Annotated in this window: 26 protein-coding genes; 5 read left to right on the forward strand and 21 right to left on the reverse strand. The window is 65.2% G+C overall.

Going from position 1 to position 22,678, the window contains the following annotated elements; all coding sequences use genetic code 11:
* The 5 genes from BIO17B3_RS06925 to BIO17B3_RS06945 form a co-directional block, all read right to left on the reverse strand.
* Nucleotides 1-540 carry a F0F1 ATP synthase subunit delta gene (locus BIO17B3_RS06925; protein WP_156053553.1) on the reverse strand — a complete coding sequence of 180 codons (540 nt, stop codon included), beginning with the start codon at nucleotides 538-540 and terminating at the stop codon, nucleotides 1-3.
* Between the two features lie 12 nt (nucleotides 541-552).
* Nucleotides 553-1,023 (reverse strand): F0F1 ATP synthase subunit B, encoded by a 471-nt coding sequence (locus tag BIO17B3_RS06930; RefSeq protein WP_013107155.1) that lies wholly within the window; start codon nucleotides 1,021-1,023, stop codon nucleotides 553-555.
* Between the two features lie 56 nt (nucleotides 1,024-1,079).
* Nucleotides 1,080-1,328, reverse strand: a complete 249-nt coding sequence (gene atpE / locus BIO17B3_RS06935) for a F0F1 ATP synthase subunit C (protein ID WP_013107156.1) — start codon at nucleotides 1,326-1,328, stop codon at nucleotides 1,080-1,082.
* 70 nt (nucleotides 1,329-1,398) lie between these two features.
* Nucleotides 1,399-2,259 carry a F0F1 ATP synthase subunit A gene (gene atpB / locus BIO17B3_RS06940; RefSeq protein ID WP_013107157.1) on the reverse strand — a complete coding sequence of 287 codons (861 nt, stop codon included), beginning with the start codon at nucleotides 2,257-2,259 and terminating at the stop codon, nucleotides 1,399-1,401.
* 48 nt (nucleotides 2,260-2,307) lie between these two features.
* Complete coding sequence (locus tag BIO17B3_RS06945) at nucleotides 2,308-2,784, reverse strand: ATP synthase subunit I (protein ID WP_232054208.1); 477 nt, start codon at nucleotides 2,782-2,784, stop codon at nucleotides 2,308-2,310.
* 321 nt (nucleotides 2,785-3,105) lie between these two features.
* On the opposite strand from BIO17B3_RS06945, the gene BIO17B3_RS06950 reads away from it, so the two are divergent.
* On the forward strand, nucleotides 3,106-3,552 hold the full coding sequence (locus tag BIO17B3_RS06950; RefSeq protein ID WP_156053554.1) for a CopD family protein: 447 nt from the start codon (nucleotides 3,106-3,108) through the stop codon (nucleotides 3,550-3,552).
* A 12-nt stretch (nucleotides 3,553-3,564) separates the two neighbouring features.
* Here BIO17B3_RS06950 and waaF read toward each other — a convergent pair whose 3' ends face one another.
* From waaF to gspG, 16 genes are all read right to left on the reverse strand, one after another.
* Complete coding sequence (gene waaF, locus BIO17B3_RS06955) at nucleotides 3,565-4,650, reverse strand: lipopolysaccharide heptosyltransferase II (RefSeq protein ID WP_156053555.1); 1,086 nt, start codon at nucleotides 4,648-4,650, stop codon at nucleotides 3,565-3,567.
* A 13-nt stretch (nucleotides 4,651-4,663) separates the two neighbouring features.
* Nucleotides 4,664-4,864: a zinc-finger domain-containing protein gene (locus tag BIO17B3_RS06960; RefSeq protein WP_013107161.1), complete on the reverse strand. Its 201-nt coding sequence runs from the start codon at nucleotides 4,862-4,864 to the stop codon at nucleotides 4,664-4,666.
* A gap of 32 nt (nucleotides 4,865-4,896) precedes the next feature.
* Complete coding sequence (locus BIO17B3_RS06965; RefSeq protein WP_156053556.1) at nucleotides 4,897-5,832, reverse strand: branched-chain amino acid transaminase; 936 nt, start codon at nucleotides 5,830-5,832, stop codon at nucleotides 4,897-4,899.
* A gap of 79 nt (nucleotides 5,833-5,911) precedes the next feature.
* On the reverse strand, nucleotides 5,912-6,409 hold the full coding sequence (tpx, locus tag BIO17B3_RS06970; RefSeq protein ID WP_156053557.1) for a thiol peroxidase: 498 nt from the start codon (nucleotides 6,407-6,409) through the stop codon (nucleotides 5,912-5,914).
* A 99-nt stretch (nucleotides 6,410-6,508) separates the two neighbouring features.
* A complete protein-coding gene (locus tag BIO17B3_RS06975; protein ID WP_013107164.1) occupies nucleotides 6,509-7,423 on the reverse strand; it encodes a 5'-nucleotidase in 915 nt (304 codons plus the stop codon).
* A gap of 3 nt (nucleotides 7,424-7,426) precedes the next feature.
* Nucleotides 7,427-8,641, reverse strand: a complete 1,215-nt coding sequence (gspF, locus tag BIO17B3_RS06980; protein ID WP_156053558.1) for a type II secretion system inner membrane protein GspF — start codon at nucleotides 8,639-8,641, stop codon at nucleotides 7,427-7,429.
* Between the two features lie 14 nt (nucleotides 8,642-8,655).
* A complete protein-coding gene (gene gspE, locus BIO17B3_RS06985; protein ID WP_013107166.1) occupies nucleotides 8,656-10,080 on the reverse strand; it encodes a type II secretion system ATPase GspE in 1,425 nt (474 codons plus the stop codon).
* A 13-nt stretch (nucleotides 10,081-10,093) separates the two neighbouring features.
* Nucleotides 10,094-12,748 carry a type II secretion system secretin GspD gene (gene gspD / locus BIO17B3_RS06990; RefSeq protein ID WP_232054209.1) on the reverse strand — a complete coding sequence of 885 codons (2,655 nt, stop codon included), beginning with the start codon at nucleotides 12,746-12,748 and terminating at the stop codon, nucleotides 10,094-10,096.
* 66 nt (nucleotides 12,749-12,814) lie between these two features.
* Entirely contained in the window at nucleotides 12,815-13,744 is a 930-nt protein-coding gene (gene gspN / locus BIO17B3_RS06995; RefSeq protein WP_156053560.1) for a type II secretion system protein N, read from the reverse strand.
* On the reverse strand, nucleotides 13,745-14,305 hold the full coding sequence (gene gspM / locus BIO17B3_RS07000) for a type II secretion system protein GspM (protein ID WP_156053561.1): 561 nt from the start codon (nucleotides 14,303-14,305) through the stop codon (nucleotides 13,745-13,747). It lies immediately after the preceding gene.
* Nucleotides 14,302-15,495, reverse strand: coding sequence for a type II secretion system protein GspL (gene gspL / locus BIO17B3_RS07005; protein WP_156053562.1), 1,194 nt, complete (start codon nucleotides 15,493-15,495; stop codon nucleotides 14,302-14,304). The genes gspM and gspL overlap by 4 nt, the downstream gene beginning before the upstream one ends.
* Nucleotides 15,496-15,589: 94 nt before the next feature.
* Complete coding sequence (gene gspK, locus BIO17B3_RS07010) at nucleotides 15,590-16,663, reverse strand: type II secretion system minor pseudopilin GspK (RefSeq protein ID WP_255421398.1); 1,074 nt, start codon at nucleotides 16,661-16,663, stop codon at nucleotides 15,590-15,592.
* On the reverse strand, nucleotides 16,650-17,399 hold the full coding sequence (locus BIO17B3_RS07015; protein ID WP_156053563.1) for a type II secretion system protein J: 750 nt from the start codon (nucleotides 17,397-17,399) through the stop codon (nucleotides 16,650-16,652). Before BIO17B3_RS07015 ends, gspK begins: the two co-directional genes overlap by 14 nt.
* Complete coding sequence (gspI, locus tag BIO17B3_RS07020; protein WP_321164557.1) at nucleotides 17,400-17,762, reverse strand: type II secretion system minor pseudopilin GspI; 363 nt, start codon at nucleotides 17,760-17,762, stop codon at nucleotides 17,400-17,402. It abuts the gene before it with no gap.
* A gap of 116 nt (nucleotides 17,763-17,878) precedes the next feature.
* Nucleotides 17,879-18,496 (reverse strand): Tfp pilus assembly protein FimT/FimU, encoded by a 618-nt coding sequence (locus tag BIO17B3_RS07025; RefSeq protein ID WP_156053565.1) that lies wholly within the window; start codon nucleotides 18,494-18,496, stop codon nucleotides 17,879-17,881.
* A complete protein-coding gene (gene gspG, locus BIO17B3_RS07030) occupies nucleotides 18,471-18,938 on the reverse strand; it encodes a type II secretion system major pseudopilin GspG (protein WP_156053566.1) in 468 nt (155 codons plus the stop codon). Before gspG ends, BIO17B3_RS07025 begins: the two co-directional genes overlap by 26 nt.
* A gap of 113 nt (nucleotides 18,939-19,051) precedes the next feature.
* On the opposite strand from gspG, the gene BIO17B3_RS07035 reads away from it, so the two are divergent.
* From BIO17B3_RS07035 to aspS, 4 genes are all read left to right on the forward strand, one after another.
* Entirely contained in the window at nucleotides 19,052-19,645 is a 594-nt protein-coding gene (locus tag BIO17B3_RS07035) for a type II secretion system protein N (protein ID WP_156053567.1), read from the forward strand.
* Nucleotides 19,646-19,797: 152 nt separating this feature from the next.
* Entirely contained in the window at nucleotides 19,798-20,070 is a 273-nt protein-coding gene (locus BIO17B3_RS07040; protein ID WP_156053568.1) for an FmdB family zinc ribbon protein, read from the forward strand.
* A gap of 87 nt (nucleotides 20,071-20,157) precedes the next feature.
* Nucleotides 20,158-20,796 (forward strand): DUF502 domain-containing protein, encoded by a 639-nt coding sequence (locus tag BIO17B3_RS07045; protein WP_013107178.1) that lies wholly within the window; start codon nucleotides 20,158-20,160, stop codon nucleotides 20,794-20,796.
* An 81-nt stretch (nucleotides 20,797-20,877) separates the two neighbouring features.
* Nucleotides 20,878-22,677: an aspartate--tRNA ligase gene (gene aspS / locus BIO17B3_RS07050; RefSeq protein ID WP_156053569.1), complete on the forward strand. Its 1,800-nt coding sequence runs from the start codon at nucleotides 20,878-20,880 to the stop codon at nucleotides 22,675-22,677.
* The last annotated feature ends 1 nt before the right edge of the window (nucleotide 22,678 follow it).

Here is a 22,678-nt window from a genome sequence, read left to right on the forward strand (position 1 = left end):
TTAAGCGGTGAGAGCGACTTTCATCTGCTCCAGCCGGGCGCGAACCGAGGTGTCGAGCACTTCGTCGCCTACAGCGACACGCACCCCCCCGATGAGCGACGGATCGATTTCCACAGTGGCGTGCAGCTTGCGGCCGTATTTGCGTTCGAGCGCCTGCAGCAAGCTGTCGAGCGCCTCGCCTTCCAGCGGGAACGCACTGGACACCACGGCCTCGACCTTGCCTTCGGCCTCGTCCTTGAGCACACGGAACTGCTCGGCGATCTGCCCGACTGCGGCGAAACGCCGGTTTTCGGCGAGCATCTCGACCAGATTTTTCAGCACCGGAGCAACGGTTCCCGGCAGAGCACCCAGAACCAGATCGGCGAGTTGCCGTGCGGAAACTTTCGGACTGCCCATCACCTCGCACAAAGCGGGATCTGCAGCAATCTGGGCGATCTGGTCCAAGGCGTCTGCCGCTTGCGTGGGCGGAGTACCGGATTCGCGCACGGCGGCAAAAGCGGCTTCGGCGTAAGGACGGGCAATAGTGGCGAGTTCAGCCATGGCGCACTCCGATTACAGCTCGGCCTTGAGCCGGTTCAGCAGATCGGCATGCACCTGCGGATTGATCTCGCGATGCAGAATGGCCTCGGCACCCTTGACTGCCAGCGCTGCCACCTGGTCACGCAATTGCTCGCGCGCCTTGACCGCCTGCTGATCAGCCTCTGACTTGGCCTGCGCCACGATGTTGGCTGCGACCTCCTCGGCCTTCTTCCGCGCCTCTTCGATCACGGCCTGAGCACGACGTTCGGCGTCAGCCAAGCGTCCCGCGCTCTCTTGATGCGAGCGGGCAAGTTCTTCCTCGACCTTGCGATTGGCCGAGGCGAGTTCAGACTTGGCGCGATCGGCGGCAGCCAGACCGTCGGCGATTTTTGTTGCGCGTTCATCGAGGGCCTTGGTGATGGGGGGCCACACGAATTTCTTCGTGAACCACGCCAGCAGCAAGAAAACGATGATCTGCGCAATGAGTGTTGCGTCCAGATGCATGGCGCTAACCTTTGCTTCAGATGGGTGAACAGATCGTTGCTGGAGTCAAGCGTGGCTTACTTCAGAACGAACGGGTTGGCGAAGGTGAACATCATGGCCAGACCGACACCGATCAGGAAGGCCGCGTCGATCAGACCGGCCAGCAGGAACATCTTGGTTTGCAGTTCGTTCATCAGCTCGGGCTGACGTGCGGCGGATTCGAGATATTTGCTGCCCATGATGCCGATGCCGATACAAGCGCCGTTAGCGCCCAGACCAATGATCAGACCTGCGGCCAGTGCGACATATCCGAGAACGTGTTCCATGCTTGCTCCTAGTGAGTTGAAGTGGTGAAGAAAAAAGAAATCAGAAAAAAACGAAACTAATCAAAACCGATCAATGGTGATCATGCGCCTGACCGATGTAAACCAGGGTCAGCATCATGAAAATGAAACCCTGCAGCACGATGACCAGCAGACTGAAGATCGACCAGGCCAGACCGGCTGCGATGTTGCCGAAGAACAGTGCCCAACCCGTCAAGCTGCTCAGGCCGGCAGCCCCCATGAGCGCGATGATCATGAACAGAATTTCTTCGGCGTAAAGGTTGCCGAACAACCGCATGCCATGCGAGAGGGTTTTCGCCAAATATTCGAGCAACTGCATGGCGAAGTTCAGCGGCCAGAGCAGGAAGTGGTTGCCAAACGGAGCGGTGAACAATTCATGCACCCAACCGCCGATGCCCTTGATCTTGATGCCGTAGTACAGGCTCAGCAACAAAATGGTGATCGACATGCCCAGGGCGATCGACAGGTCGGCCGTAGGCACCACACGCAAATACATATGCTCCGGGTCGTGGCCGGTCGCTGCGCCCGCGGTTTGCCAGAGGCGGGGCAACAGATCAACGGGCAGCAGATCCATGAGGTTCATCATCACGATCCAGACGAACGAGATGAACGCCAGCGGAGCCACGAATTCGCGCGACTTGGCATTGCGCACAATGCCGCGCGCCTGCTCGTCGACGAACTCAACCAGAAACTCGACCGCAGCCTGAAGCCTGCCCGGTTTGCCGCTGGTCATGTTTTTTGCGACGCGCCAAAGCACGTAGCACGCAATCACGCCCAGCAGCACGGAGAAGAAAAGGGAATCGATGTCGACGATGCCAAAGTCAACCACCCCGGTACGCGGACCACTGGTCCATTGCGTCAGGTGGTGAACGATGTACTCGCCTGCGGTGATGGTGTGTTGTTCTGCGGACATGGTCGACTATTTTGAGGAGGGCCGCCTGCGCGGCACGACTGGAATGGATCAGGCTGCGCAACTCGATTTCTTGCCGCGCAGAATCAGGGCGACCCAGTACACCTGCAAGGTCACGACGACGGCGATCAGCATCGCGGCCCAACTGAGGGGCTGCACGATGCGCGGCGCAAAAAACAGAAGCACGATGGTCAAACCGATTTTCAACAACTCACCCAGCGCAAAACCGTAAACCGCCACGCCGGGCTTCAATTTGGACAGCCAGAGCTGAATGGATAGGGCAAACAGTGCAGAGGGCACGGCGATGATGGCCGCACCATACAGGGCAGACCACACGACCGAGAGCTTGCCCGCCGCAAAAAACCCGCTCACCAAGGCTACGGCCAGGCCGACCACGGCCTGCAGCGCCACCACGCGCCAAACGGACACCTGCGGCTTGCGCAGAAGCAAGCTCTGCACTTCGGCGCGCGTCATGGGCGCAGCCGACGGCACGTCTTGCTCGTCTTTCCAGGGGTCTATGGATGGCACAGTTGGGTTCAAGGCAAAAACACTCTGGTCAGCTTTGTGGACGGCCGAATCGCCAGTCCACGAGTTGAACTTGGGTTAAAACGCTTCTACCAATCTGCGCAGCCAGCTGCGGATTGCAGCGGCGGTTGTTGCGACGGGTAACAATTGGCGTGAAGGTCAAACGGCGAAAGTATAGGGGAAAGTCGATACAGCACCAGCTTTTTTCGTGCGGCTGCATCTAACATTGTGTCGAGTCAACGTTCTGTCATTTCGCTTGACAGCCGCGTCGCCACTGACCTCAATTTGTGCAAGCGCGCATTTCATCCAATTTCGGGAACTTTCATGACGGCTCTGCTGGTCTTTTTACATCTTGTCGCCGCAGTGATCTGGATGGGTGGTATGGCGTTCATTCTGTTTGCCATGCGGCCCGCCGCTTTCGCCCTGCTTCAACCGCCTGTGCGCCCGCAGTTCATTCTGGCGACGCTGCAGCGCTTCTTCCCTCTCGTCTGGATCAGCATCGCGGTGATTTTGATTTCGGGATTGATCATCATGCTGCAGATCGGTTTCGCCCAGGCGCCCATGGGCTGGCATGCGATGCTGGGCATCGGCCTGGTGATGATGGCGGTCTTTGCGCACATCTACTTTGCACCGTACCGCCGCGCGCGCCAGGCCGCCTCCCAGCAGGACTGGCCCGCGCTGGGCCGCGCGCTGGAGCAGATTCACCCCTTGGTGGTGCTTAACTTCTCGCTGGGCTGGATTGCGATTGCGGTCGTGATGCTCTGGCGTTGAGCGCCTGAGCACTCAATGGGGTGCGGCAGCAGACATCAGTCGCGCCAGCTCACGCCAGACCGCATCGGGCGAGATGTGTTTGAGGCAGTCCAGATGCCCCAGCGGGCAGGTGCGTTGAAAACACGGACTGCAATCGAGATGCAGCCAGAGCGTTGCACTGCGATGCGCCGCAGGAGGCGTGTGGCGCGGATCGGTCGAACCGTACACCCCCACGGTCGGGCGCTGCAGTGCGGCGGCCACATGCATCAAACCGGAATCGTTACTCACCGCACCGCTGCAACTGGCAAGCAAGTCAATGGCGTCTGCCAGCCGCGTAGCGCCGCAAAGATTCACGCTGCCCGGCGCCTGCGCGGCAATCTCGGCTCCGGCCGCAGCATCCCGCGGGGCGCCAAGCACGGCAACGGCATAACCGGCTTGCTGCGCCTGTATGGCCAGTGCCGCATAGTGCGTGACCGGCCATTGCTTGGCCGGGCCGTACTCCGCGCCGGGGCAGAGGGCAATCCAGCGCGGCGGCAGACCGAACCGGCGGCGCGCCGCCTCGGCCTCGTCGGGAGAAATGTGCAGGGTCGGCTCTGGAATCGAAACCGGGCTGGACGCGCCGTCAACCTGCGCCAGCGCGGCGTAATGTTGGCGCATGTCCGGTCGGCCCTGACTCTCCGGCCGGGGAACGCGGCAGGACACGGGCGACAGCGCCATTGGCTCGGAGACTGCCCTCAACCGAGCCGATTCGTCAGCCTCAACCCGATCGGTCAGCAGCAGCCCGCGCGCTTCGCCGGTATAGCCAATGCGCTGCGGTATGCGTGCCAGCCACGGCACCAGGCGCGACTTGAGGTTGTTGCCGAGGATGTAGGCCCGCTGGAAACCCACACCACGCAATGGCTTTGCGATGCGCCTGCGTAGCGCGAAATCGAACTGACCATGCGCGAACGGCGCCTCGATGACCTCGCTCACCCCCGGCATGGCCCGCAATACCGGAGCCACGCCGGGCAGCCCTAGTGCGCTGATCTCTTCGCCTCGGGCAGCCAGCAAAGCCACCAAGGGCTGGGCCATCACCGCGTCGCCGATCCACTGCGGGGCGATCAGCAGAACACGGGTCATGCCGGACGTGCACTCAATGGCCGTGCACCACTTCGCCTTCGGCCAGACGGTAGCGGGTGCCGCAGTAGGGGCAGGCCGCTTCGCCGTGCGTCACGTCGATGAATACGCGCGGATGGCTGCTCCAGATCGGCATACTGGGATTGGGACAGTAGGCCGGCAGATCCTTGGCCTTGAGTTCGACCACGGGCATGTCGGGCTTGGGAATGGCGCTCATAGGCGGGTCTCGATCAGTGAGGGATTGCGTCGTCAAACCGCAGACAGCCAGCCTGCGTACTTGGGATTGCGGCCGCCGACGATGTCGAAGAAAGCATTCTGGATGCGCTCGGTGATCGGGCCGCGATACCCGGGGCCGAGGGTGATGCCGTCGAGCTCGCGGATGGGGGTGACTTCGGCCGCCGTGCCGGTGAAGAAGGCTTCGTCGGCGATGTAAACCTCGTCGCGGGTGATGCGCTTTTCCTTGATGGCCAGGCCAAGGTCTTCGCAGATGGCGAACACGGTCTTGCGCGTGATGCCGTTGAGCGCGCCCGAAGAAAGATCGGGGGTGTAGAGCACGCCTTCGCGCACGACGAAAATATTCTCGCCCGCGCCCTCGCTCACAAAGCCCTGCGGGTCGAGCAGCAGCGCTTCGTCGTAGCCGTCGCCCGTGACCTCCAGATTCGCCAGAATGGAATTGGTGTAATTGCTCACCGCCTTGGCGTTGCACATAGTGATGTTCACATGGTGGCGGGTGTAACTGCTGGTCTTGACGCGAATGCCGCGCTTGAGCCCCTCTTCGCCGAGATAGGCGCCCCACGGCCACGCTGCGATCATCAGATGAATGGTGTTGCCGCGCGGCGAGACGCCCAGCTTCTTGTCGCCGATCCAGGTCAGCGGACGGATGTAGCAGGAGTCGAAACCGTTGGCCTTGACCACGTCGATCTGGGCTTGCATAGCCTGCTCGATGGTGAAAGGAATCTCCATGCGCAGAATCTTGGCGCTGTTGAACAGGCGCTCGGTGTGATCGCGCAGGCGGAAGATGGCCGTGCCCTTGTCGGTCTTGTAAGCCCGCACGCCCTCGAAGGCGCCGCAGCCGTAGTGCAGGGTGTGGGTCAGAACGTGGACTTTGGCATCACGCCACTCCACCAACTGGCCGTCCATCCAGATTTTGCCGTCGCGATCCGACATGGATGTGGGCATGACCATGATGTGTTGTCTCCGCAGAATAAAAGAACCATTCTAGAAACTCCGCGCGGCAAACACACGCCACGCGGAGTCGGCTGCCTTACAGCGCCGCCAACGCCGCGTCGTAGTTGGGCTCGTGGGCGATTTCGTTCACCAGCTCGGTGTGCAGTACGGTGTTGTCCTTGTCGAGCACGACCACGGCGCGGGCGCACAGCCCGGCAAGCGGGCCGCCAGCAATGCCCACGCCGTAGGCCTGGGCGAAACTGCGGTCACGCATTTCCGAGAGGTTGACCACCTTGTCCAGCCCCTCGGCGCCGCAGAAGCGGGCCTGGGCGAAGGGCAGATCGGCCGAGATACACAGCACCACGGTGTCGGCCTTGTCGCTGGCCCGTGCATTGAAGGTGCGCACCGACTGCGCGCAAGTGGGCGTATCGATGGACGGGAAGATGTTGAGCACCTTGCGCTTGCCCGCGAAGTCGGCCAGGGTGCGGTCGGCCAGGTCTTTGTCGGTCAGGCGGAAATCGGGGGCTTTGCTGCCTTTGGCGGGCAATTCGCCGCTGGTGGGAACGGGGTTGCCCTGCAGATGGGTGGTGGCCATGCGAGTCTCCTTCGGGGTGTCGTCAGCGAGTGACAGAGCTTGGCATGGTAGAGGCGCCGCGACTTTTTTTCAGGCGGCGCTGCACGGGCCGAGCGGTCTTCAGGACTTGCGCGTGACTGCGGCGTGCACCTGCCCCGAGGGCACATGACGCGCGGCGGATTGCACATGCCCCGCTTGGTCGTCGAAGAAAAAATCGGGCTGAAATTCGCGCAGGAACGGCCCCTTGTCCAGCCCGCCGAGAAACATGGCTTCATCGATGGTGATGTTCCAGTGCATCAGGGTGCGGACGGCGCGCTCGTGCGCCGGAGCGCTGCGCGCGGTGACCAGCGCGGTGCGCAGGCGCATGGGGGTGGAGCCATCGGCGCTCGCCTTTTGCAGGCGGTGCAGGGCTTCGAGCAGGGGCTTGAATGGGCCCGGCGGCAGCGGCAGCGCGGCCTTTCGGGCTTCGTGCTGCTGGAAAGCGGGCAGACCTTCGGTCTGGAAGACGCGCTCGGCTTCGTCTGAAAACAGCACCGCGTCACCGTCGAAGGCGATGCGCACTTCATCGGGATGCGCCTCGGACGCACGCGCCGACTCGGGGTAAACCTGCGCCGCCGGATACCCGGCGTGCAGCGCAGCGCGAACATCGTCTGGCTCGGCCGACAGAAACAGATGGGCCTGCAAAGCGTGTAGATATTGGTAGGGCGCGCGGCCCCGCGTGAATACGCCGCGCTCGATGGGCGTGCCGTGGTGTTTGGCGGAATTGAACACCCGCAACCCGGACACCGGGTCGTTACGCGAGAGCAGCACCACTTCCACCCGGTCGCGCTGGGCGTCGCTGGTGTTGAAGGCCAGCAGCTTGCGTACCAGTTGGAACGCCACGCCGGGCTGCGCCGGGCGCTCCAGCCGGTCGAGCTGCAGCCGCATGTAGGCGGCGTCGTCGGCCTGCTCGAACACGCGGTTCTCCTCCTCGAAATCGAACAGGGCGCGCGAGGAAATCGCCACGACCAGGCGGTCGTTCAAATCGGCAGGCATGACTTATTTCACCAGGTTATTCATCTGGATGATGGGCATCATCACGGCCAGCACGATGAGCAGCACCATGCCGCCCATGACCAGAATGAGCAGCGGCTCCAGAATGGTGGTCAGGGTCATGGCGCGGCGCTGCACTTCCTGCGCATGCTGCACCGCGGCGCGGTCGAGCATCTGCGGCAGCGTGCCAGTTTGCTCGCCCAAACGGATAAAGGTGATGAGCACGGGCGGAAAGCGCTTGTGCAGCGCCAGCGACTGCGCCAGCGTTGCGCCCTCGCGCACCAGGGCAATGGCCTCTTCGGCGTCGGCCTTGAGCAGGCTGTTGCTCAGCGTGTCTGCAGCGGCCTGCAGCGCGCGCAGGATGGGCACGCCCGCCGCACCCAGAATGCCCAAGGTGCTGGCGAAACGCGCGGTGTTGATGCCGCGGATCAGCCGTCCGAACAGCGGGCTGCGCAGAATCATGGCGTCGAACGCCAGACGCGGTCCCGGCAGCTTCATAGCCTGCGCGAACACGACGCCGCCAACCGCGAGCACGATCAAAATTAGCCAGCCCCAGGCCCGCATGAAATCGGACACGGCGATGAGGCCGACAGTGAGCAGCGGCAACTTCTGGTGCGCGCCCTGAAACACGCCGACCACCTGCGGCACGACGTAGGTGAGCAGCAGCACCACCACGGTGACGGCCACCAGCACCACGATGGCCGGATAGGCAAAGGCCTGCACCAGCTTGCCGCGCAGCGCCTGCTGGTCTTCGAGGTAGTCAGACAGCCGCTCCATCACCAGACCCAGGTCGCCACTGTCTTCACCCGCGCTCACCAGCGCGCGGTAGATGGGCTTGAATTCGCGCGGATACTGAGCCAGCGCGTCGCCCAGGCTGTGTCCGGCGGAGACTTCGCTTTTGAGGTTGGAAAGCAGATTGCCAATTTCGGCGCGGTCGGCATCTTCGGCCAGGGCGGCAAGGGCTTTCTCCACCGGCAGGCCAGACACCAACAGGCCCGCGAGCTGGCGGGTGAACAGGGTGCGTTCCTGGTTGTTGAACACCCGGCGCGCAAACCGGCGGCCGCTGGCCTGCGCCGCTTCTTCGTGAATGCCTTCGACCTGCAACGGAATGAGCCCGCGGCTGCGCAACAGGGTGCGGGCGCCACGGGCGCTGTCGGATTCGAGCACGCCGGACTGTTCGGCGCCTGCGGTGTCAAGGGCGGTGAAACGGTAGGCGGGCATGGTGGAGCAGAAATTCAATCACGCGTCACGCGCAGCAACTCGGCCAGACTGGTGATACTGGTGTCGATATAGCGTTGCCCATCCTGGCGCATATTGCGCATCCCCGTGGCCTGGGCCAGGCGGCGCAACTCGGCCTCGGAGGCACGGGCGTGAATGGCGGCGCGCAGACCGTCGTCCACTTCGAACAGCTCGAACACGCCGGTGCGTCCGGTGTAGCCGGTGTGATTGCACGCGGGGCAACCCACGGGCACGAAACCCTGTCCATCGGGCGATGGCACTTTGCAGGCCGGGCAGAGCTGGCGCACCAGCCGCTGCGCCAACACGCCCAGCAGCGAAGAGGCAAGCAGAAAGGGCTCGACGCCCATATCGGTCAGGCGGGTGACGGCCGAGACGGAGTCGTTGGTGTGCAGAGTGGCGAGCACGAGGTGACCGGTGAGCGAGGCCTGAATGGCGATCTGCGCGGTTTCGAAATCGCGGATTTCGCCGATCATCACCACGTCGGGGTCTTGCCGCAGGATGGCGCGCAGGGCGCGGGCAAAGGTGAGGTCGATGCGGGCGTTGACCTGCGTCTGGCCGATGCCGGGCAGGTCGTACTCGATCGGGTCTTCCACCGTCATGATGCTGGTGGTGCTGGCATCGAGTCGGCTCAGCGCCGAGTACAGCGTGGTGGTCTTGCCGCTGCCGGTCGGGCCGGTGACCAGCAAAATGCCGTGCGGCGCGCGAATGAGGGCATCGAAGTGGTCGAGCATGTCGGGCGCCATACCCACGGCGCGCAGATTCAGCCGCGCCGCCGATTTGTCGAGCAAGCGCAGCACGGCGCGTTCGCCATGCGCGCAAGGCAGGGTGGACACGCGCACATCGAGAGTGCGGCCGCCGATGCGCAGGGCGATGCGGCCGTCCTGCGGCAGACGCTTTTCGGCGATGTCGAGCTGCGAAAGAATCTTGATGCGCGAAATCAGCGCGCCGTGCAGCGCCTTGTTGGGCCGCACCACTTCGCGCAGCGTACCGTCCACGCGAAAGCGCACCACCGAAGCGGTTTCATAGGGCTCGATGTGGATGTCCGAAGCCCCTTCGCGCGCGGCCTGGGTGAACAGCACATTGAGCATGCGGATGATGGGCGCGTCGTCGGCGGCTTCGAGCAGGTCTTCCACCGCGGGAATGTCCTGCATCAGCCGGCCCAGATCGACGTCGCCCTCCACTTCGCTGATGACCGAGGCGGCGCTGCCGTCGCGGGCGGCGTAGGCCGCGCCGATGCGCGCCTGCAGATCTTCAGCGGTGGTGCGGTGCACCGCGCACAGCACATGCTGGCGCTGCACCTCGGCCAGCGCCGCGGGCCGCGTGGCCTCGCACATCCAGAGTTCGACGCCCTGGCCGTCGTCTTCGGCCAGCACCGCCTGGTCGCGGCAGAAGGTATAGGGCAAGGGATGACGCACGGACATGGCGAGCGGTCGTTCAGTGCTGCGGCGTGAGGATGACGCGCAGTTGCTTGCCCTGCACCTCGGTGACGTAGCGCGTGGTCTGGGTCAGGTTGAAAATCACCCGGGTCTTGCCCTGGTCATCAACCACGCTGGCAGACTGCAGCGGCCCCAGATCAAAGCTCTGGCTCTTGCTGCTGAGCTGCGAATGGGCGCCCTGAAAATCGAGCACCAGCCGAATCGGATCGCTCAAGGTGAATGCGGTGGGCGGGGCGGCCAGGGGCTGAGAAAAGCCGAGTTCCACCACGGTCGCGTCAGCCTTGCTCTTCGCCTGAAGGCTCTGCAGGGCATTGGCTGCACCGGGCGCAGCGGGTGGCATGGCGAGGGACGTGGGCGAGGTAGAGGGCGAGGGCGCCGCGGCGGCGCTGCTGGCTGCGCCCAGCGACATGGGGGGCGTGGGCGCTGCCCCCGTATCGCCTTGAAGGGACGGCAGCACCGGCCCCGGCATCTCGGGCATGCCGAACTGCGCGGGCAGTTGCGCCTTGTCCTGCATGCCGCGCATGGTGTCGTAGCGTTGCTGGCTCAGCGCGTTGCCCTGATCTTCGGTGCGCACCACGATGGGCCGCAGGAACACCATCAGATCGGTCTTCTGCGCCGTGCGCGAATTGGAGCGGAACAGCGCGCCCAGCCCCGGAATGTCGCCCAGGCCCGGAATCTTGCTGTTGTTCTGGCTCACGTTGTCCTGCATCAGCCCCCCGAGCACGATGGTCTGGCCGTCGTTGACCAGCACGGCGGTCTGGATGGAGCGTTTGTTGGTGATGATGCCCGCCGCGTTGGTGGTGCTGGAAATGCTCGACACCTCCTGATAGACATCCATCTTGATGGCGCCGCCTGCGGTAATCTGCGGCCGCACTTTCAAGGTCAGGCCAACGTCTTTGCGCTCGATGGTCTGGAACGGCGTGACGGTGGCGCTCGATCCGGTTTGCGCATACTGGCCGGTGACGAAGGGCACGTTCTGGCCGACGACGATCTTGGCCTCTTCGTTGTCGAGGGTCATCAGGTTGGGCGCGGAAAGAATATTGGCGCCGTCCTGCGTCTGCAGAAAGTTCGCCAGCAGACCCAACGTGGCCATGCCCGCCACGTTGTGCAGAATGCCGATGTTCAGGCCATTGGGGATGGCCAGCGAACCGCTGGCGAGCGCCGTTGCGGCCGAACTGCCGCCGCCGGAAATGGCCGCCTGCAGATTGATGATGTTCGAGCCGCCAGTGCCGTAATTGCTGCCGCCGATGATGGCATTCTGATTGCCCGCGCTGCCGGCGATGGCCTGCCACTGAATACCGAGTTGCGCCGCCTTGTTGGCGTCGACCTCGGCGATCAGCGCCTCGACATAAACCTGCGCCCGGCGCACGTCGAGCCGCTCGATCACCCGGCGCAGTTGCATGTAAACCGGCTGCGGCGCGTTGATGATGAGGGCATTGAGCGAGTTGTCGGCATAAACCGTGCCGCCCTGCGGCAAGGTTACCGTCGAGTCGCTGCTGGTGGCGGCGAATTCCGGCGCCTGGCCCAGTCCCGGGCTGGTGGCGCCGGACGACCCATAAGAAGATGAGTTGCCGTTGTTGCTGCCGCCACTCATCGACTGCGATCCCCCCTGCGGCTTGGTCTGCGACTGCCCGCCCGCAGCGCTGCCCGTGCCTTGCGCGGCCAGCACCCCGCGCAGGGTGCGCGCCAGATCGGCCGCATTGGCATTGCGCAGATAGACCACATGGATGTTGTCCTGATCATTTTGCGGCCGGTCGAGGCGGCGGATCATCTGCTCGATCTCGGCGAGTTGCGCGCCATTGGTGGCCCGCACGATGAGCGAGTTGCTGGCCGACTCGGGCAGGATGACTGCGCGCATGGCCCCGCTGCCAGCGACGGCTGCCTGCACACCTGGGGTGCCCGGGCCGCTCGAGGTGACCGTCTGCATGTCGATGAGCTTTTGCAGCGTGGGCGCCAGATCGCTGGCCACCGCGTAGGTCAGCGGCACGACGGTGACTTCGGTGCCGGTGGGCACGTCGAGCGCGGCGATGATGCGCGCGATGCGCTTGAGGTTGTCGGCATAGTCGGTCACGACCAGCGCATTGCCGGAGGGGCTGACGTTGATGGTGTTGTTGGGCGAGATCAGGGGCCGCAACACGGGCAGCAGGCTGCTGGCCGAGGCATTGCGCAACTGGAAGATCTGCGTGACCACCTGATCGCCACGACCGGGAATGCGAGAAGGCGCCAGCCCGACGCCCACCGGCCCGCTCTGCAGCTTGGCGTCGGCCTCGGGCACGACCTGAAACACGCCGTCATGCTCCACCACGGCAAAGCCGGCCAGGCGCAACTGCGTGAGCAGCGCCTGGAAGACTTTCTGCGGCGGCACCGGTTTTTCGAATTGAATAGTGACCTGGCCCTTCACCCGCGGATCGACGATGAAGTTGCGCCCAGTTGCCGCGGCCACCGCCTGCACCGCGCTGGCGATGTCGGCGTTGACCAGGTTGATCGTGAGATCACCATTGGCGCTGCGTTTGGCTTGGTCAGTCTTGCCCGCCGTGCCCGAGGGCGCCTGCGCCATCACCGGTTGCAGCATGAGCAAAGGAACGAGCAGCAAGGCCACCACGCGGCCGATCCTGCGGCTGATCCCGCTGCGGGCATGAGAATTAGGGTTCAAGTCGGGATGCATCGCGGCGTTCCTTGATTCTTGTCGTGTTCTGTGGCTGTCGGGGTGCCGGCGCATTTAGATGGAGATTCGCACATGGTCACCCTCGCGACGTCCGAGGAGCGACAGCAGATTCGCCATCGCCGCTTCGTTGCCGGGCGCCGCCCGGCCGGTGCCGAGAAACTGCAGGGCCTGACCGTTCCAGACCCCTTTGCCCTGCAACAGCAGGGGCCCTTTGCTGCTTTGCAGATCGACTTGCGCATCGGCGCCCTGCCCGGTGATGCTCAGGGTATAGCTGCCGATGGGCGCCACCACACTCAGGCGGGATGCCACATCCGGCAGGTCGATCTGTACCTGCCCCCCGATCCGCATCCGCCCAGCGACCGATTCTAGGAGCAGGCCACGCAAGGTGAACTGCCCTTGTCCCCGTAGCGCAACGGTATTCCAGGGCGTGCCCAGCCCGTCGAGCACCGACAGCGGCAGGGCGCCCTGCCAGGGTGCATCTGGCGCGCCACCCGCCGGGCGCAGCGCCACGGTGGTCTGCGACCAGCCGAGCTGGGTGCTGATCTGCAGCGGCTGTGGCGAAACGTTGGGCCAGTCGATCTGCGCCAGCAGTCGGCCGCGCCAGAGATTGCCCAGACTGATGGTCCAGTGCAAGGTGCCGGGCAGCACGGTGGCGCCGCGGCTGCCCGCCCCGCCTTCGAGCACCAGCAGTGCCGAGCCGTCGCGCCAGGTGCCTTGCGCCTGGGCGAGCAAGACGTGCTGACCACTGGCCTTCCACACCGCCGCGCTCAGCCAGCTGGCCGGTGCCTGCCACAGCAGCGCCCACAGCACGCCCAGAAAAGCCGCCAGCCACAACCAGCGGCGGCTGAAGGCGCGTTGGCGTTTGACCGGTTTGCGGGATGACGAACGCCCGGACGAACGCCCGCGTGAGGATGACTTGGACGAACGCTTGCCGGAGGACGCCGCAGCGCGCGCCGGGTCGGGAGATTTGGGTGCGCTGGCCATTCATCCGCCACCCGATCCTTGCCGCGACAGATGCACCGTGCCGCTGAGCGCGCCGTCCGGGCCGAGCTTGAGATCGGCGCCGTCCACCTGCGCCGACCAGTCGCGTCGCGCCGTTTGCGCCAGCGCCGCCAGGGTGGCCGGTCGCAACGCAGAGAGATCCAGCGTCACCTCGCCCGGCAGCACCTGCGCCTGAACCTTGGCGCCGGGGTCGACACGCTTGAACCAGGCCACGATGGCCGCCTGCAGATCGCCGCTGAATGCCGGGGCGGAAGGCGCACTGCGCAAAGCGGCGATCTGCTGACCGTCCTGCTGCAGGGTTTGCAACTGCTGCTGCAGGCTGACGATGCGCTGCGGCGCGGTTTGCAGGGTATGCCAAGCGGGTTTGATCGCCAGCAGCCACAGCAGCGCAACCAGCACCAGCACCGCGGCAGAGCCGATCAGCACGCGCTCGCGCGGCGACATGGCGGCCCAGCGCTGACGCCCGAGCGCCACCGTCTGAGGAAGGCCCCGGTACCAGAGCCCCGACAACGTCGCCATGCGGCCGCCTTGCGTCGCGCTCATTGCGCCGCTCCCGTCACACTCAGCACATCGCCCTGCGCCACACAGGACAAGCCGGCCGGAGTGCACCTTGCTGCCGCCTGCGCGGCCGCGTCACCCGGCAGACTGAGCTGCAACTGGCCCGGGCTGAATTTCAGCACCGTGGGCACGATGCCCGGAGGCACCACCACGCTGGCGCGCCCCATGAGCACGTCGAGATCGCCGTCTCCGGGACGGCCGGTGCGCAGGCGCGCGTCGTTGAGCGCGCGCTGCACCTGCAGGCGCGCATCGAGGATGGCGGGCACACCGGGCAGCGCCTCGGCCGCCGTGGTGTCGAGCTTTTGTCGCAACTGACTTTCCTGCCGAGAGAGTTTGAAAGCGGCGGCATTCATGCCCACCAACTGCACGACCGCCAGCAGCCCCAGCAGGGCGCCGACACGTCGCCAGGCGGGTGTGGTGAGTTGCTCCATCACCCCGGCCCAACCTCGCGACAACGCGTGTTTGGGCGCCAGGTCGAACTGCCGCAGATTCCACGGCGACTGCGCCGCCCGCGCCATCCAGCCGGCGTCGCTGAGCGTGGCCGGTGTGAGTTCAGGCGGCAGATCGAGCCAGCTGAGTTGGGGCTGCGCCTGATCTTGCACCCAAAGATGTTCGGGCGTGACGGGCAGTGGCAGCGCCTGCGGCGCGGCGGCGTCAGCCGCGAGGATGAGCGGCAGCCAGGCCGCCTCGCCCTGCAGGTCGCGCCACAGCAGACGCGGGCCTTGCCCGGAAGTTTGCAGCAGCGCGTCGCCCGGTGCCAGCAAGGCGGCTTCGGGAACGATTTTCTCCGGCTCCTGCCCGGCCTGAGCGAGATCGGCAATCGCCTGCTGCAGCGCGGCCTTTTGCACCGCACAGGCCAGCGTGACGCTACCGTCTTCGGCGAGCGGCCCGACACTCAAATGCAGTTGCCCCGCGTCCTGCAGCAGACGGTCTTCGAGCGCCCCGTTGAGTGCGGCCTGCAGCCGGGAAGGCGCCATGGCGGGCAGCGTCGCTGCCATGACCGAGGCGTCGAGCGCATCGACCACGGCCACCACCCGGGCGCCACGCGGCAGCAGCGCAACTTGCTCCCGGCCGGCCGATTGCAGTTTGCCGTTGGCGCTCAGCAGCACGTACTCCAGCTCCGGCAGCGGGTGCGCGGTAGCCAGGGGCGGCAGGCGGAGAACCAGGGTTTGCATGATGGCGGCGATTGTAGAGAGGCTTTGTTGCAGTAAAGGTACAGGAAATACGCGATGTTGCAATGCATTCTTCAATCGCGTTTTGCGAGACAAATCAGTTTGATCCCTGTTCGACGTCAGGAGTAGCCGCCAACCAAGGGGGCACGCGCTGGATGCGCACCACCTGCGAGAACACCCCGGCTCGCTGAATCAGCGCGCGCTCGGCGTATTCCAGCTTGTCGATGCGCACACGGGCAATGGCGTCGAAGTAGCCGGTGGCCACGCTCACCAGTTGCGGATTGACGGTTGCGCCTTGCGGCAGCAGGGTTGAAATATCGCCCAGATTGCGAAAATACGCGCGCTTGCGCGCCTCGACCAAGGCCTGCGCCGTATCGGCGCTCACCCCGAGCACGGCAGCGAGCACCTCCGGGCTGGCGGTGTTGGCGTTCACCGGCGTGGCCTGCGGCAGCAGGGTGACGGCAGAGGCGAGCTTGGGCAGGGCCTGCGCCACGGTGGGGCCCAGCCGCGCCATATCCTGCAATTGCTGCAGCGGCAGTGGCGAATTTGCAACATTTGTCAGCGCCGCAGCGCCGATGGGGTTGCTCGCCGCCACGCCATTGGCGATGGTGGCCGCCACATTGGAGGGCAGTTGCAACGCGGCGCACAGGCGCTGGAAGGCCAGCAGCGCCTGCGGATCGATCGTCCCGGCCGGGGCCAGATCGCGCAGATTGAAACGGCTTTGCGCATCGACGATGCGCCCTTCGAGCCAGGCGTCGGGCAGACCCGCGCTGTCTTGCCCGCGCGCGGCGAGAAAGGTCGACAGCCGCGCCTCGGCCAGCGGCACCGACCAGGGCTCGCCGAGGTAATCGGCCGTCGAGGTCATGGCGTCTTCGCGCAGAATCAGCCGCGCCCAGTCGATCGCGCCGCGCAAAATCCAGCGCGCCTGCGTCTGTTCGCGCGCGGTCTGCTCGCGGGCGATGGCGCTCCACTGGCTCCAGAACATGCTAGAGACCATCACCGCAGCCAGCGCGGCGATCAGCATGGCGGTGATCAGCGCCGCGCCGCTTTGATGCCCGGCTTGATACTTGGTCGCGCGTCTCAGTGGACTACCCTCCTCGCTAGGCTCGACTCCCCAAGGGAGTTGAGCGCTCCTTCGGAGCGGCCGTGCGGAGCGCTCATTCGCGGTCATCCAGCAAAAAGTCGCGCTGCAAATCGCCCGTCAGCAGCTTGTCGGCGAACTGCAGCTGCAGGCGCACGGCCGCCGGGGTCGTCGCGCTGGCGGCCAGCGTGTTGGCGGCGGCCGCCGCGGCGCTGGCCGATGCGGCCGGCGTGCTGCTGCTGGCGTTAGCCGCATTGGCCGCCGTACCGGCATTGACCCAGGCGCCCGATTGCTGCAGCAGCCCGATACCGGCGTAGCGATAGAACTGGATCTGCATGCTCACCACGCCGGGCAGAATGGTCAGCAAAGGCGCGGTGGAGTTTTGCAAGGCCGCCTGCAAGACGGCGCGGCTATCGGTGGGCGCGCTCGCACTGCGCTTGAGCGCGCCGTCCTGCACCGTCCAGCGCACCACCTGCAGTTCGCCCGCATTCGGCGGCAGGCCGACGCCCGCGCCGACATCGGCGCGCACATCGCCGCCCAACGGTTGCGCGGGACGGCGCACGATGAACAGCCCGCCGCCGAGCACGCTCACCGCAGGCAGTCCGGGCCCCTGCGACACCGCATGGCGCAGGTCGTCGCCCAGCTGCTGCATGCCGTCGGCCAGACGCGAACTGGTGGTGAACGCGCGGCTGGCGTCGTCGCGGCTGTGCGCCACCGCGTCCAGCCCGCGCCAGCCCAGCACCGCCACCACCGCGAGAATGGTGACCGCGACCAGCAGCTCGATCAGGGTGAAACCCCGCTGTGCCGAAACAGGCGCCCGGTTCACTTACAGATTCCCGATGATGGTGACCACCTGCCACGCGCTCCAGCCGCTGGCATCGAGCACGTTGACCTGCACGCGGCGGAAGTTGGGGTTGGGCGTGGGCATCACATCCACCGCCACGGTGAACGGCACATTCGCCTGCGTGCAGGCGCTAGTGCTCTGTCCCACTGCGAGAAAGGTCTTGCTCAGGCGTTGATCGACCAGAAAATTCTGCGCGCACTGCTCGGCCAGAACGGTCATGCGATAGCGCTGCGCGTTGTCGGCCACGCCGCCTGCGGCACGCATGGCCGCCAGCAGCGCAATGGCCACCACAGCCAACGCCACCAACACTTCGAGCAGGGTGAATCCGCGGGAGCTTGCCCCCACGCTTGCCGCTGACGCGGCGGCGCTACCCCCCGAGGGGGCTGGCCCAGCCTTGGGGCGGCCCGGCGGCTGGGCCGACCTATTCAATGGGGGCGCTGGAACGCGAAGGGGTCCGCACATCATGATCGGCTTCGACTTACGACAAAAGGCGCAAAGCCGTCGGTTTCGATGCTGTCGCGCTCTCCGCCGTCAGACAGTACCAGGCGGACCGGGCCGCCCACCGGCTCGGAGCCGAACAGCAACCAACTCGGCGGAGTGCCCAGACTGCGCACCCCACCCTCGCTCAGACTCACCGACACCGTACCCGCCGAGTAAGCCGCCTCGCGCGGCTCGCCGCCGAGCGCGGCGCGCCAATCCTGCGGGGGAATTTCGCGGCCGCCGCCCACCCAGGGCCAGAGCCGCGGACGCAGCAGGTCGGAGTCCACCGGCTCCCAACCCTGCGGCCCGATCTGCACGAAGGCATAGCCCGTCGGCCCGCTGGCCCAGGCCAGAGGCACGCCGGTTTCGGCGGCGTGTTGACGCGCGGCGTCGAACAAAGCCGACAGCCGCTGCGCCTCACGCTGCATCTGCGCATTTTCGGAAGGCGGCAAGGCAAAAGCCGCCATCGCCGTGACCATGCCCACGATGATCAGCGCCACCAGCATTTCGAGCAGGGTGAACCCCCACGCTTGCCGCTGGCGCGGCGGCCTTGCCCTCAGGATGCAGCCGGGCTTATTGCCAGCTGCCAATGTCGGCATTTGCCCCTTCTCCGCCGGGTTTGCCGTCTGCGCCATAGCTGAACACATCCACCGGACCTTTCACGCCCGGGTTGAGATATTGATAGGGATTGCCCCACGGATCGGTCGGCAGCTTTTCGAGATAGGGCTTCCAGTTGTTGGGAATCGGCGGCGTGGTGGGCTTGACCACCAACGCCTGCAAGCCCTGCTGCTGGGTGGGGTAAATGCCGTTATCCAGTTTGTACAACTTGAGCGCCTGCATGATGGTGGCGATATCCGTCTTGGCGGCCGTTTGCCGCGCCTCGTCGGTGCGGCCCATGATGTTGGGCACGATGAGCGCCGCCAGCACGCCCATGATGACCAACACCACCATGAGCTCGATCAGCGTGAAACCGCGCGCTTTGCGACGGGCCGCGGGCGCGCGCAGCACCTCGGAAGAAACCTCCTTCAAACCTTCATTCATCGACTTCCACCTTTTGAAAAGCGCCGGGCGCGCCCTCGGTTTTTCCGCCTTGCTGATGACTCGTTGCAACAAGACGGCGCGAAGACACGTTCTGCGCGGATAATAAGTGTCTCATGTTGCGCACCTCACCCTCATTCCCTGCGCCCAGTGGCGTCTCTACCCGCGGCAGCCGCCGGGCCGCGGCGCTGCTGAGCGTCGTTCTCGCCTTCGCCTGCGCAGCGCTGGCCGTGACCTGGGTGTTGCGACTGGTCGCCTCGCCGCAAACGGTTCCCGCTGATGCCCAACTCATCGGCGCGCTGTCGCCCGAGCAGGCCGCGCAGCAGGCCGCGCGCCTGTTTGGCGCCACACCGGTGGGCGCGGCCAGCGCCCCCGCCGCACCCAGCCGCTTTCGGCTGTACGGGGTGATTGCCGGGGGCGATACCGGCTCGGCGCTGATTGGCATCGACGGCCAACCGCCCCGCGCCGTCGGCGTGGGAGACGCCATCGCACCGGGCGTGATTTTGCGCGCCACCGGCTACAAAATGGTCTGGCTGGAACGTGACGGCGTGCGTCAGGAGCTCAAAATGGATCCGCAGGGCGCTCAGGTCGGAGCCTTCGGTTTCCCCGGCGTCGCACCCCGTCTGCCGCAATTCACCCCGCCCGCGCTGGCGCCGCCCGGCATTGCACCGGCCAGCATCGCGCCGCCTACGGTGGATAACGAGAGATAAGGCCGAGGCTGCGTGGCCGCTGCCGCCCCGACAGGCGGGGCATTTTTATAATGCCGCCATTGTCCTGCGCCTGTTTGCCCCCATTTAAGACGGGTATTCTGGATTTGAAACGCCGATTTTCCTGGCGCCCCTATTTTGACGAGGTTTCCACCATGCCGATCTATGCTTACAAATGTGATGCCTGCGGCCACACCCTGGACGCGCTGCAAAAAATGTCCGATGCCCCGCTGACCGTCTGTCCGCATTGCGGCAAGCCCGCGCTGCACAAGCAAGTCACCGCGGCGGGTTTCCAGCTCAAGGGCTCGGGCTGGTACGCCACCGACTTCAAGGGCGGCGGCGCGGCGGCAACATCGACAGCGGCTGCAGCGTCTTCCTCCGACAGTGCCGCACCCCAGGCCTGCGGCGCCTCGTGCGCCTGCCATTAAATTCATTCTCTCCAGGGCTCTGATCCACCGGCCCTGCCCCCTTACTCAACCCCAAGCCTTCCGCGCCCCGGAAGGCTGTTTCATTCCATGAGCCTGAAAAGTATTTTCATCGCCGGCATGCTGGTCTGGCTGCCGCTGACCATCACCATCTGGGTGCTGTGGCAGTTGCTGGCCGTGTTCGACGGCATCTTCCGGGCCATGGTCAGCGCGCTGAGCACGGTGGCGCCCGGCCTGGCCCCGGCGCTGGACAAACTGGTGAACATTCCCGGAGTCGGCGTGGTGCTGGTGCTGGCGGCCATTTTTCTCACCGGCCTGGCCGTGGCCAATATGGTGGGGCAGTGGTGGCTGGCCCGCTGGGACGGGCTGATGGCCCGCATTCCACTGGTCAAGACCATTTACAGTAGCGTCAAACAGGTATCGGACACGCTGTTTTCCAGCAGCGGCAACGCCTTCCGCAAGGCACTGCTGGTGCAATATCCGCATCAGGGCTCGTGGACCATCGCCTTCATGACCGGTACGCCGGGCGGCGAGGTTGCGGGGCATCTGCAGGGCGATCATGTCAGTGTGTACGTTCCCACCACACCCAATCCGACCTCCGGCTTTTTTCTGATGTTTCCGCGCAGCGAAGTGATCGAGCTGCAGATGAGCGTGGACACTGCGCTCAAATACATCATTTCCATGGGTGTGGTCGTGCCGGGCGGGCCGAACAATCCGCAAGTGCATTGAGCGCCCGAGCTCCCATCCTTTCCCTTCCTGCCCCCTGCGCGCCGAAGCCGCAGGATCGTTTTCCGAAAGTACCTCTCCAACATGAGTCTGCGTAGCCAATATTGCGGTCAGGTGACCGAAGCCCAAATGGGGCAAACTGTTTCACTGTGCGGCTGGGTGCATCGCCGTCGCGACCACGGTGGGGTGATTTTCATCGACCTGCGCGACCGCGAGGGCCTGGTGCAGGTGGTGTGCGACCCCGACCGCGCCGCCATGTTCGCCACTGCCGAAGGCCTGCGCAACGAGTTCTGCGTGCAGGTGCAGGGCCTGGTGCGGCCGCGACCTGCTGGCACCGTGAACGAGGGCATGACCTCGGGCAAGATCGAGGTGCTGTGCCACGACATCACCGTGCTCAACGCCTCGGTCACGCCGCCGTTCCAACTCGACGACGACAATCTATCGGAGACCACGCGGCTGACCCATCGCGTGCTCGACCTGCGCCGTCCGCAGATGCAGCACAACCTCAAGCTGCGGTACCGGGTTGCGATGGCGGTGCGCCGCTTCCTCGACGGCCAGGGCTTCATCGACATCGAAACCCCCATGCTCACCAAGAGCACGCCCGAAGGCGCGCGCGATTACCTGGTCCCCAGTCGTGTGCACGACGGCGAGTTCTTCGCCCTGCCGCAGTCGCCCCAGCTGTTCAAGCAGATGCTCATGGTCGCGGGCTTCGACCGCTATTACCAGATCACCAAGTGCTTCCGCGACGAAGACCTGCGCGCCGACCGCCAGCCCGAGTTCACCCAGATCGACTGCGAGACCTCCTTCCTGAACGAGCAGGAAATCCGCGATCTGTTCGAAACCATGATCCGCGGCGTGTTCAAAGACGTGCTCGACATCGAGCTCGCCAACCCCTACCCGGTCATGACTTATGCGGAGGCCATGGCCCGCTTCGGCTCCGACAAACCCGATCTGCGCGTCAAGATGGAGTTCACCGAACTCACCGACGTCATGGCCGACGTGGACTTCAAGGTGTTCTCCGGCCCGGCCACCACCCCCGGTGGCCGCGTGGTCGCGCTGCGCGTGCCCGGCGGCGGAGAGATGAGCCGCAGCGAGATCGACGCCTACACCGAGTTCGTCAAGATCTACGGCGCCAAAGGCCTGGCCTGGATCAAGGTCAACGATGTGAGCAAGGGCCGCGATGGTCTGCAGTCGCCCATCGTCAAGAACCTGCACGACGCGGCGATTGCTGCCGTCTTGCAGCGCAGCGGCGCGCAAAACGGCGACCTGCTGTTCTTCGGTGCCGACAAGTCCAAGATCGTGGCCGACGCCATCGGCGCCCTGCGGGTCAAGATCGGCCACAGCGAATTCGGCAAGAGCCACGGCCTGCTCGAGAACGTCTGGAAGCCACTCTGGGTGGTCGATTTCCCGATGTTCGAGTTCGACGAGGACAACCAGCGCTGGGCCGCCATGCATCACCCCTTCACCGCGCCGAAGGACGGCCATGAAGAACTGATGGACACGGCCCCCGAGAAGTGCATCGCCAAGGCCTACGACATGGTGCTCAACGGCTGGGAGATCGGCGGCGGCTCGGTGCGCATCCACCGCGCCGAAGTGCAGAGCAAGGTGTTCTCCGCGCTCAAGATCGGCCCCGACGAGGCCCGCGCCAAGTTCGGCTTCCTGCTCGACGCGCTGCAATACGGCGCCCCGCCGCATGGCGGCATCGCCTTCGGCCTGGACCGCATCGTCACCATGATGACCGGCGCCCAGAGCATCCGCGACGTCATCGCCTTCCCCAAAACCCAGCGCGCCCAGTGCCTGCTGACCAACGCGCCCAGCCCGGTGGATGAGAAGCAGTTGAAGGAGTTGCACATCCGCCTGCGCAATCCGCAGCCGGTAGCGTAAG

It is taken from the genome of Thiomonas sp. OC7 (assembly GCF_900634595.1).
Classification (GTDB): Bacteria; Pseudomonadota; Gammaproteobacteria; order Burkholderiales; family Burkholderiaceae_C; genus Thiomonas; species Thiomonas arsenitoxydans.

Coding starts and splice junctions, on each gene's coding strand:
- gspN (WP_156053560.1), bottom strand. CDS start 13,744: ATGGCCAGCGCACCCAAATCTCCCGACCCGGCGCGCGCTGCGGCGTCC.
- gspE (WP_013107166.1), bottom strand. CDS start 10,080: ATGTCCGTGCGTCATCCCTTGCCCTATACCTTCTGCCGCGACCAGGCG.
- BIO17B3_RS07035 (WP_156053567.1), top strand. CDS start 19,052: ATGTTGCGCACCTCACCCTCATTCCCTGCGCCCAGTGGCGTCTCTACC.
- gspK (WP_255421398.1), bottom strand. CDS start 16,663: ATGACCGCGAATGAGCGCTCCGCACGGCCGCTCCGAAGGAGCGCTCAA.
- waaF (WP_156053555.1), bottom strand. CDS start 4,650: ATGACCCGTGTTCTGCTGATCGCCCCGCAGTGGATCGGCGACGCGGTG.
- tpx (WP_156053557.1), bottom strand. CDS start 6,409: ATGGCCACCACCCATCTGCAGGGCAACCCCGTTCCCACCAGCGGCGAA.
- gspG (WP_156053566.1), bottom strand. CDS start 18,938: ATGAATGAAGGTTTGAAGGAGGTTTCTTCCGAGGTGCTGCGCGCGCCC.
- BIO17B3_RS06965 (WP_156053556.1), bottom strand. CDS start 5,832: ATGGTCATGCCCACATCCATGTCGGATCGCGACGGCAAAATCTGGATG.
- BIO17B3_RS06975 (WP_013107164.1), bottom strand. CDS start 7,423: ATGCCTGCCGATTTGAACGACCGCCTGGTCGTGGCGATTTCCTCGCGC.
- BIO17B3_RS06925 (WP_156053553.1), bottom strand. CDS start 540: ATGGCTGAACTCGCCACTATTGCCCGTCCTTACGCCGAAGCCGCTTTT.
- atpB (WP_013107157.1), bottom strand. CDS start 2,259: ATGTCCGCAGAACAACACACCATCACCGCAGGCGAGTACATCGTTCAC.
- gspM (WP_156053561.1), bottom strand. CDS start 14,305: ATGAGCGCGACGCAAGGCGGCCGCATGGCGACGTTGTCGGGGCTCTGG.
- BIO17B3_RS07025 (WP_156053565.1), bottom strand. CDS start 18,496: ATGCCGACATTGGCAGCTGGCAATAAGCCCGGCTGCATCCTGAGGGCA.
- aspS (WP_156053569.1), top strand. CDS start 20,878: ATGAGTCTGCGTAGCCAATATTGCGGTCAGGTGACCGAAGCCCAAATG.
- BIO17B3_RS06930 (WP_013107155.1), bottom strand. CDS start 1,023: ATGCATCTGGACGCAACACTCATTGCGCAGATCATCGTTTTCTTGCTG.
- BIO17B3_RS07045 (WP_013107178.1), top strand. CDS start 20,158: ATGAGCCTGAAAAGTATTTTCATCGCCGGCATGCTGGTCTGGCTGCCG.
- BIO17B3_RS06950 (WP_156053554.1), top strand. CDS start 3,106: ATGACGGCTCTGCTGGTCTTTTTACATCTTGTCGCCGCAGTGATCTGG.
- gspF (WP_156053558.1), bottom strand. CDS start 8,641: ATGCCCGCCTACCGTTTCACCGCCCTTGACACCGCAGGCGCCGAACAG.
- gspL (WP_156053562.1), bottom strand. CDS start 15,495: ATGCAAACCCTGGTTCTCCGCCTGCCGCCCCTGGCTACCGCGCACCCG.
- BIO17B3_RS06960 (WP_013107161.1), bottom strand. CDS start 4,864: ATGAGCGCCATTCCCAAGCCCGACATGCCCGTGGTCGAACTCAAGGCC.
- BIO17B3_RS07040 (WP_156053568.1), top strand. CDS start 19,798: ATGCCGATCTATGCTTACAAATGTGATGCCTGCGGCCACACCCTGGAC.
- atpE (WP_013107156.1), bottom strand. CDS start 1,328: ATGGAACACGTTCTCGGATATGTCGCACTGGCCGCAGGTCTGATCATT.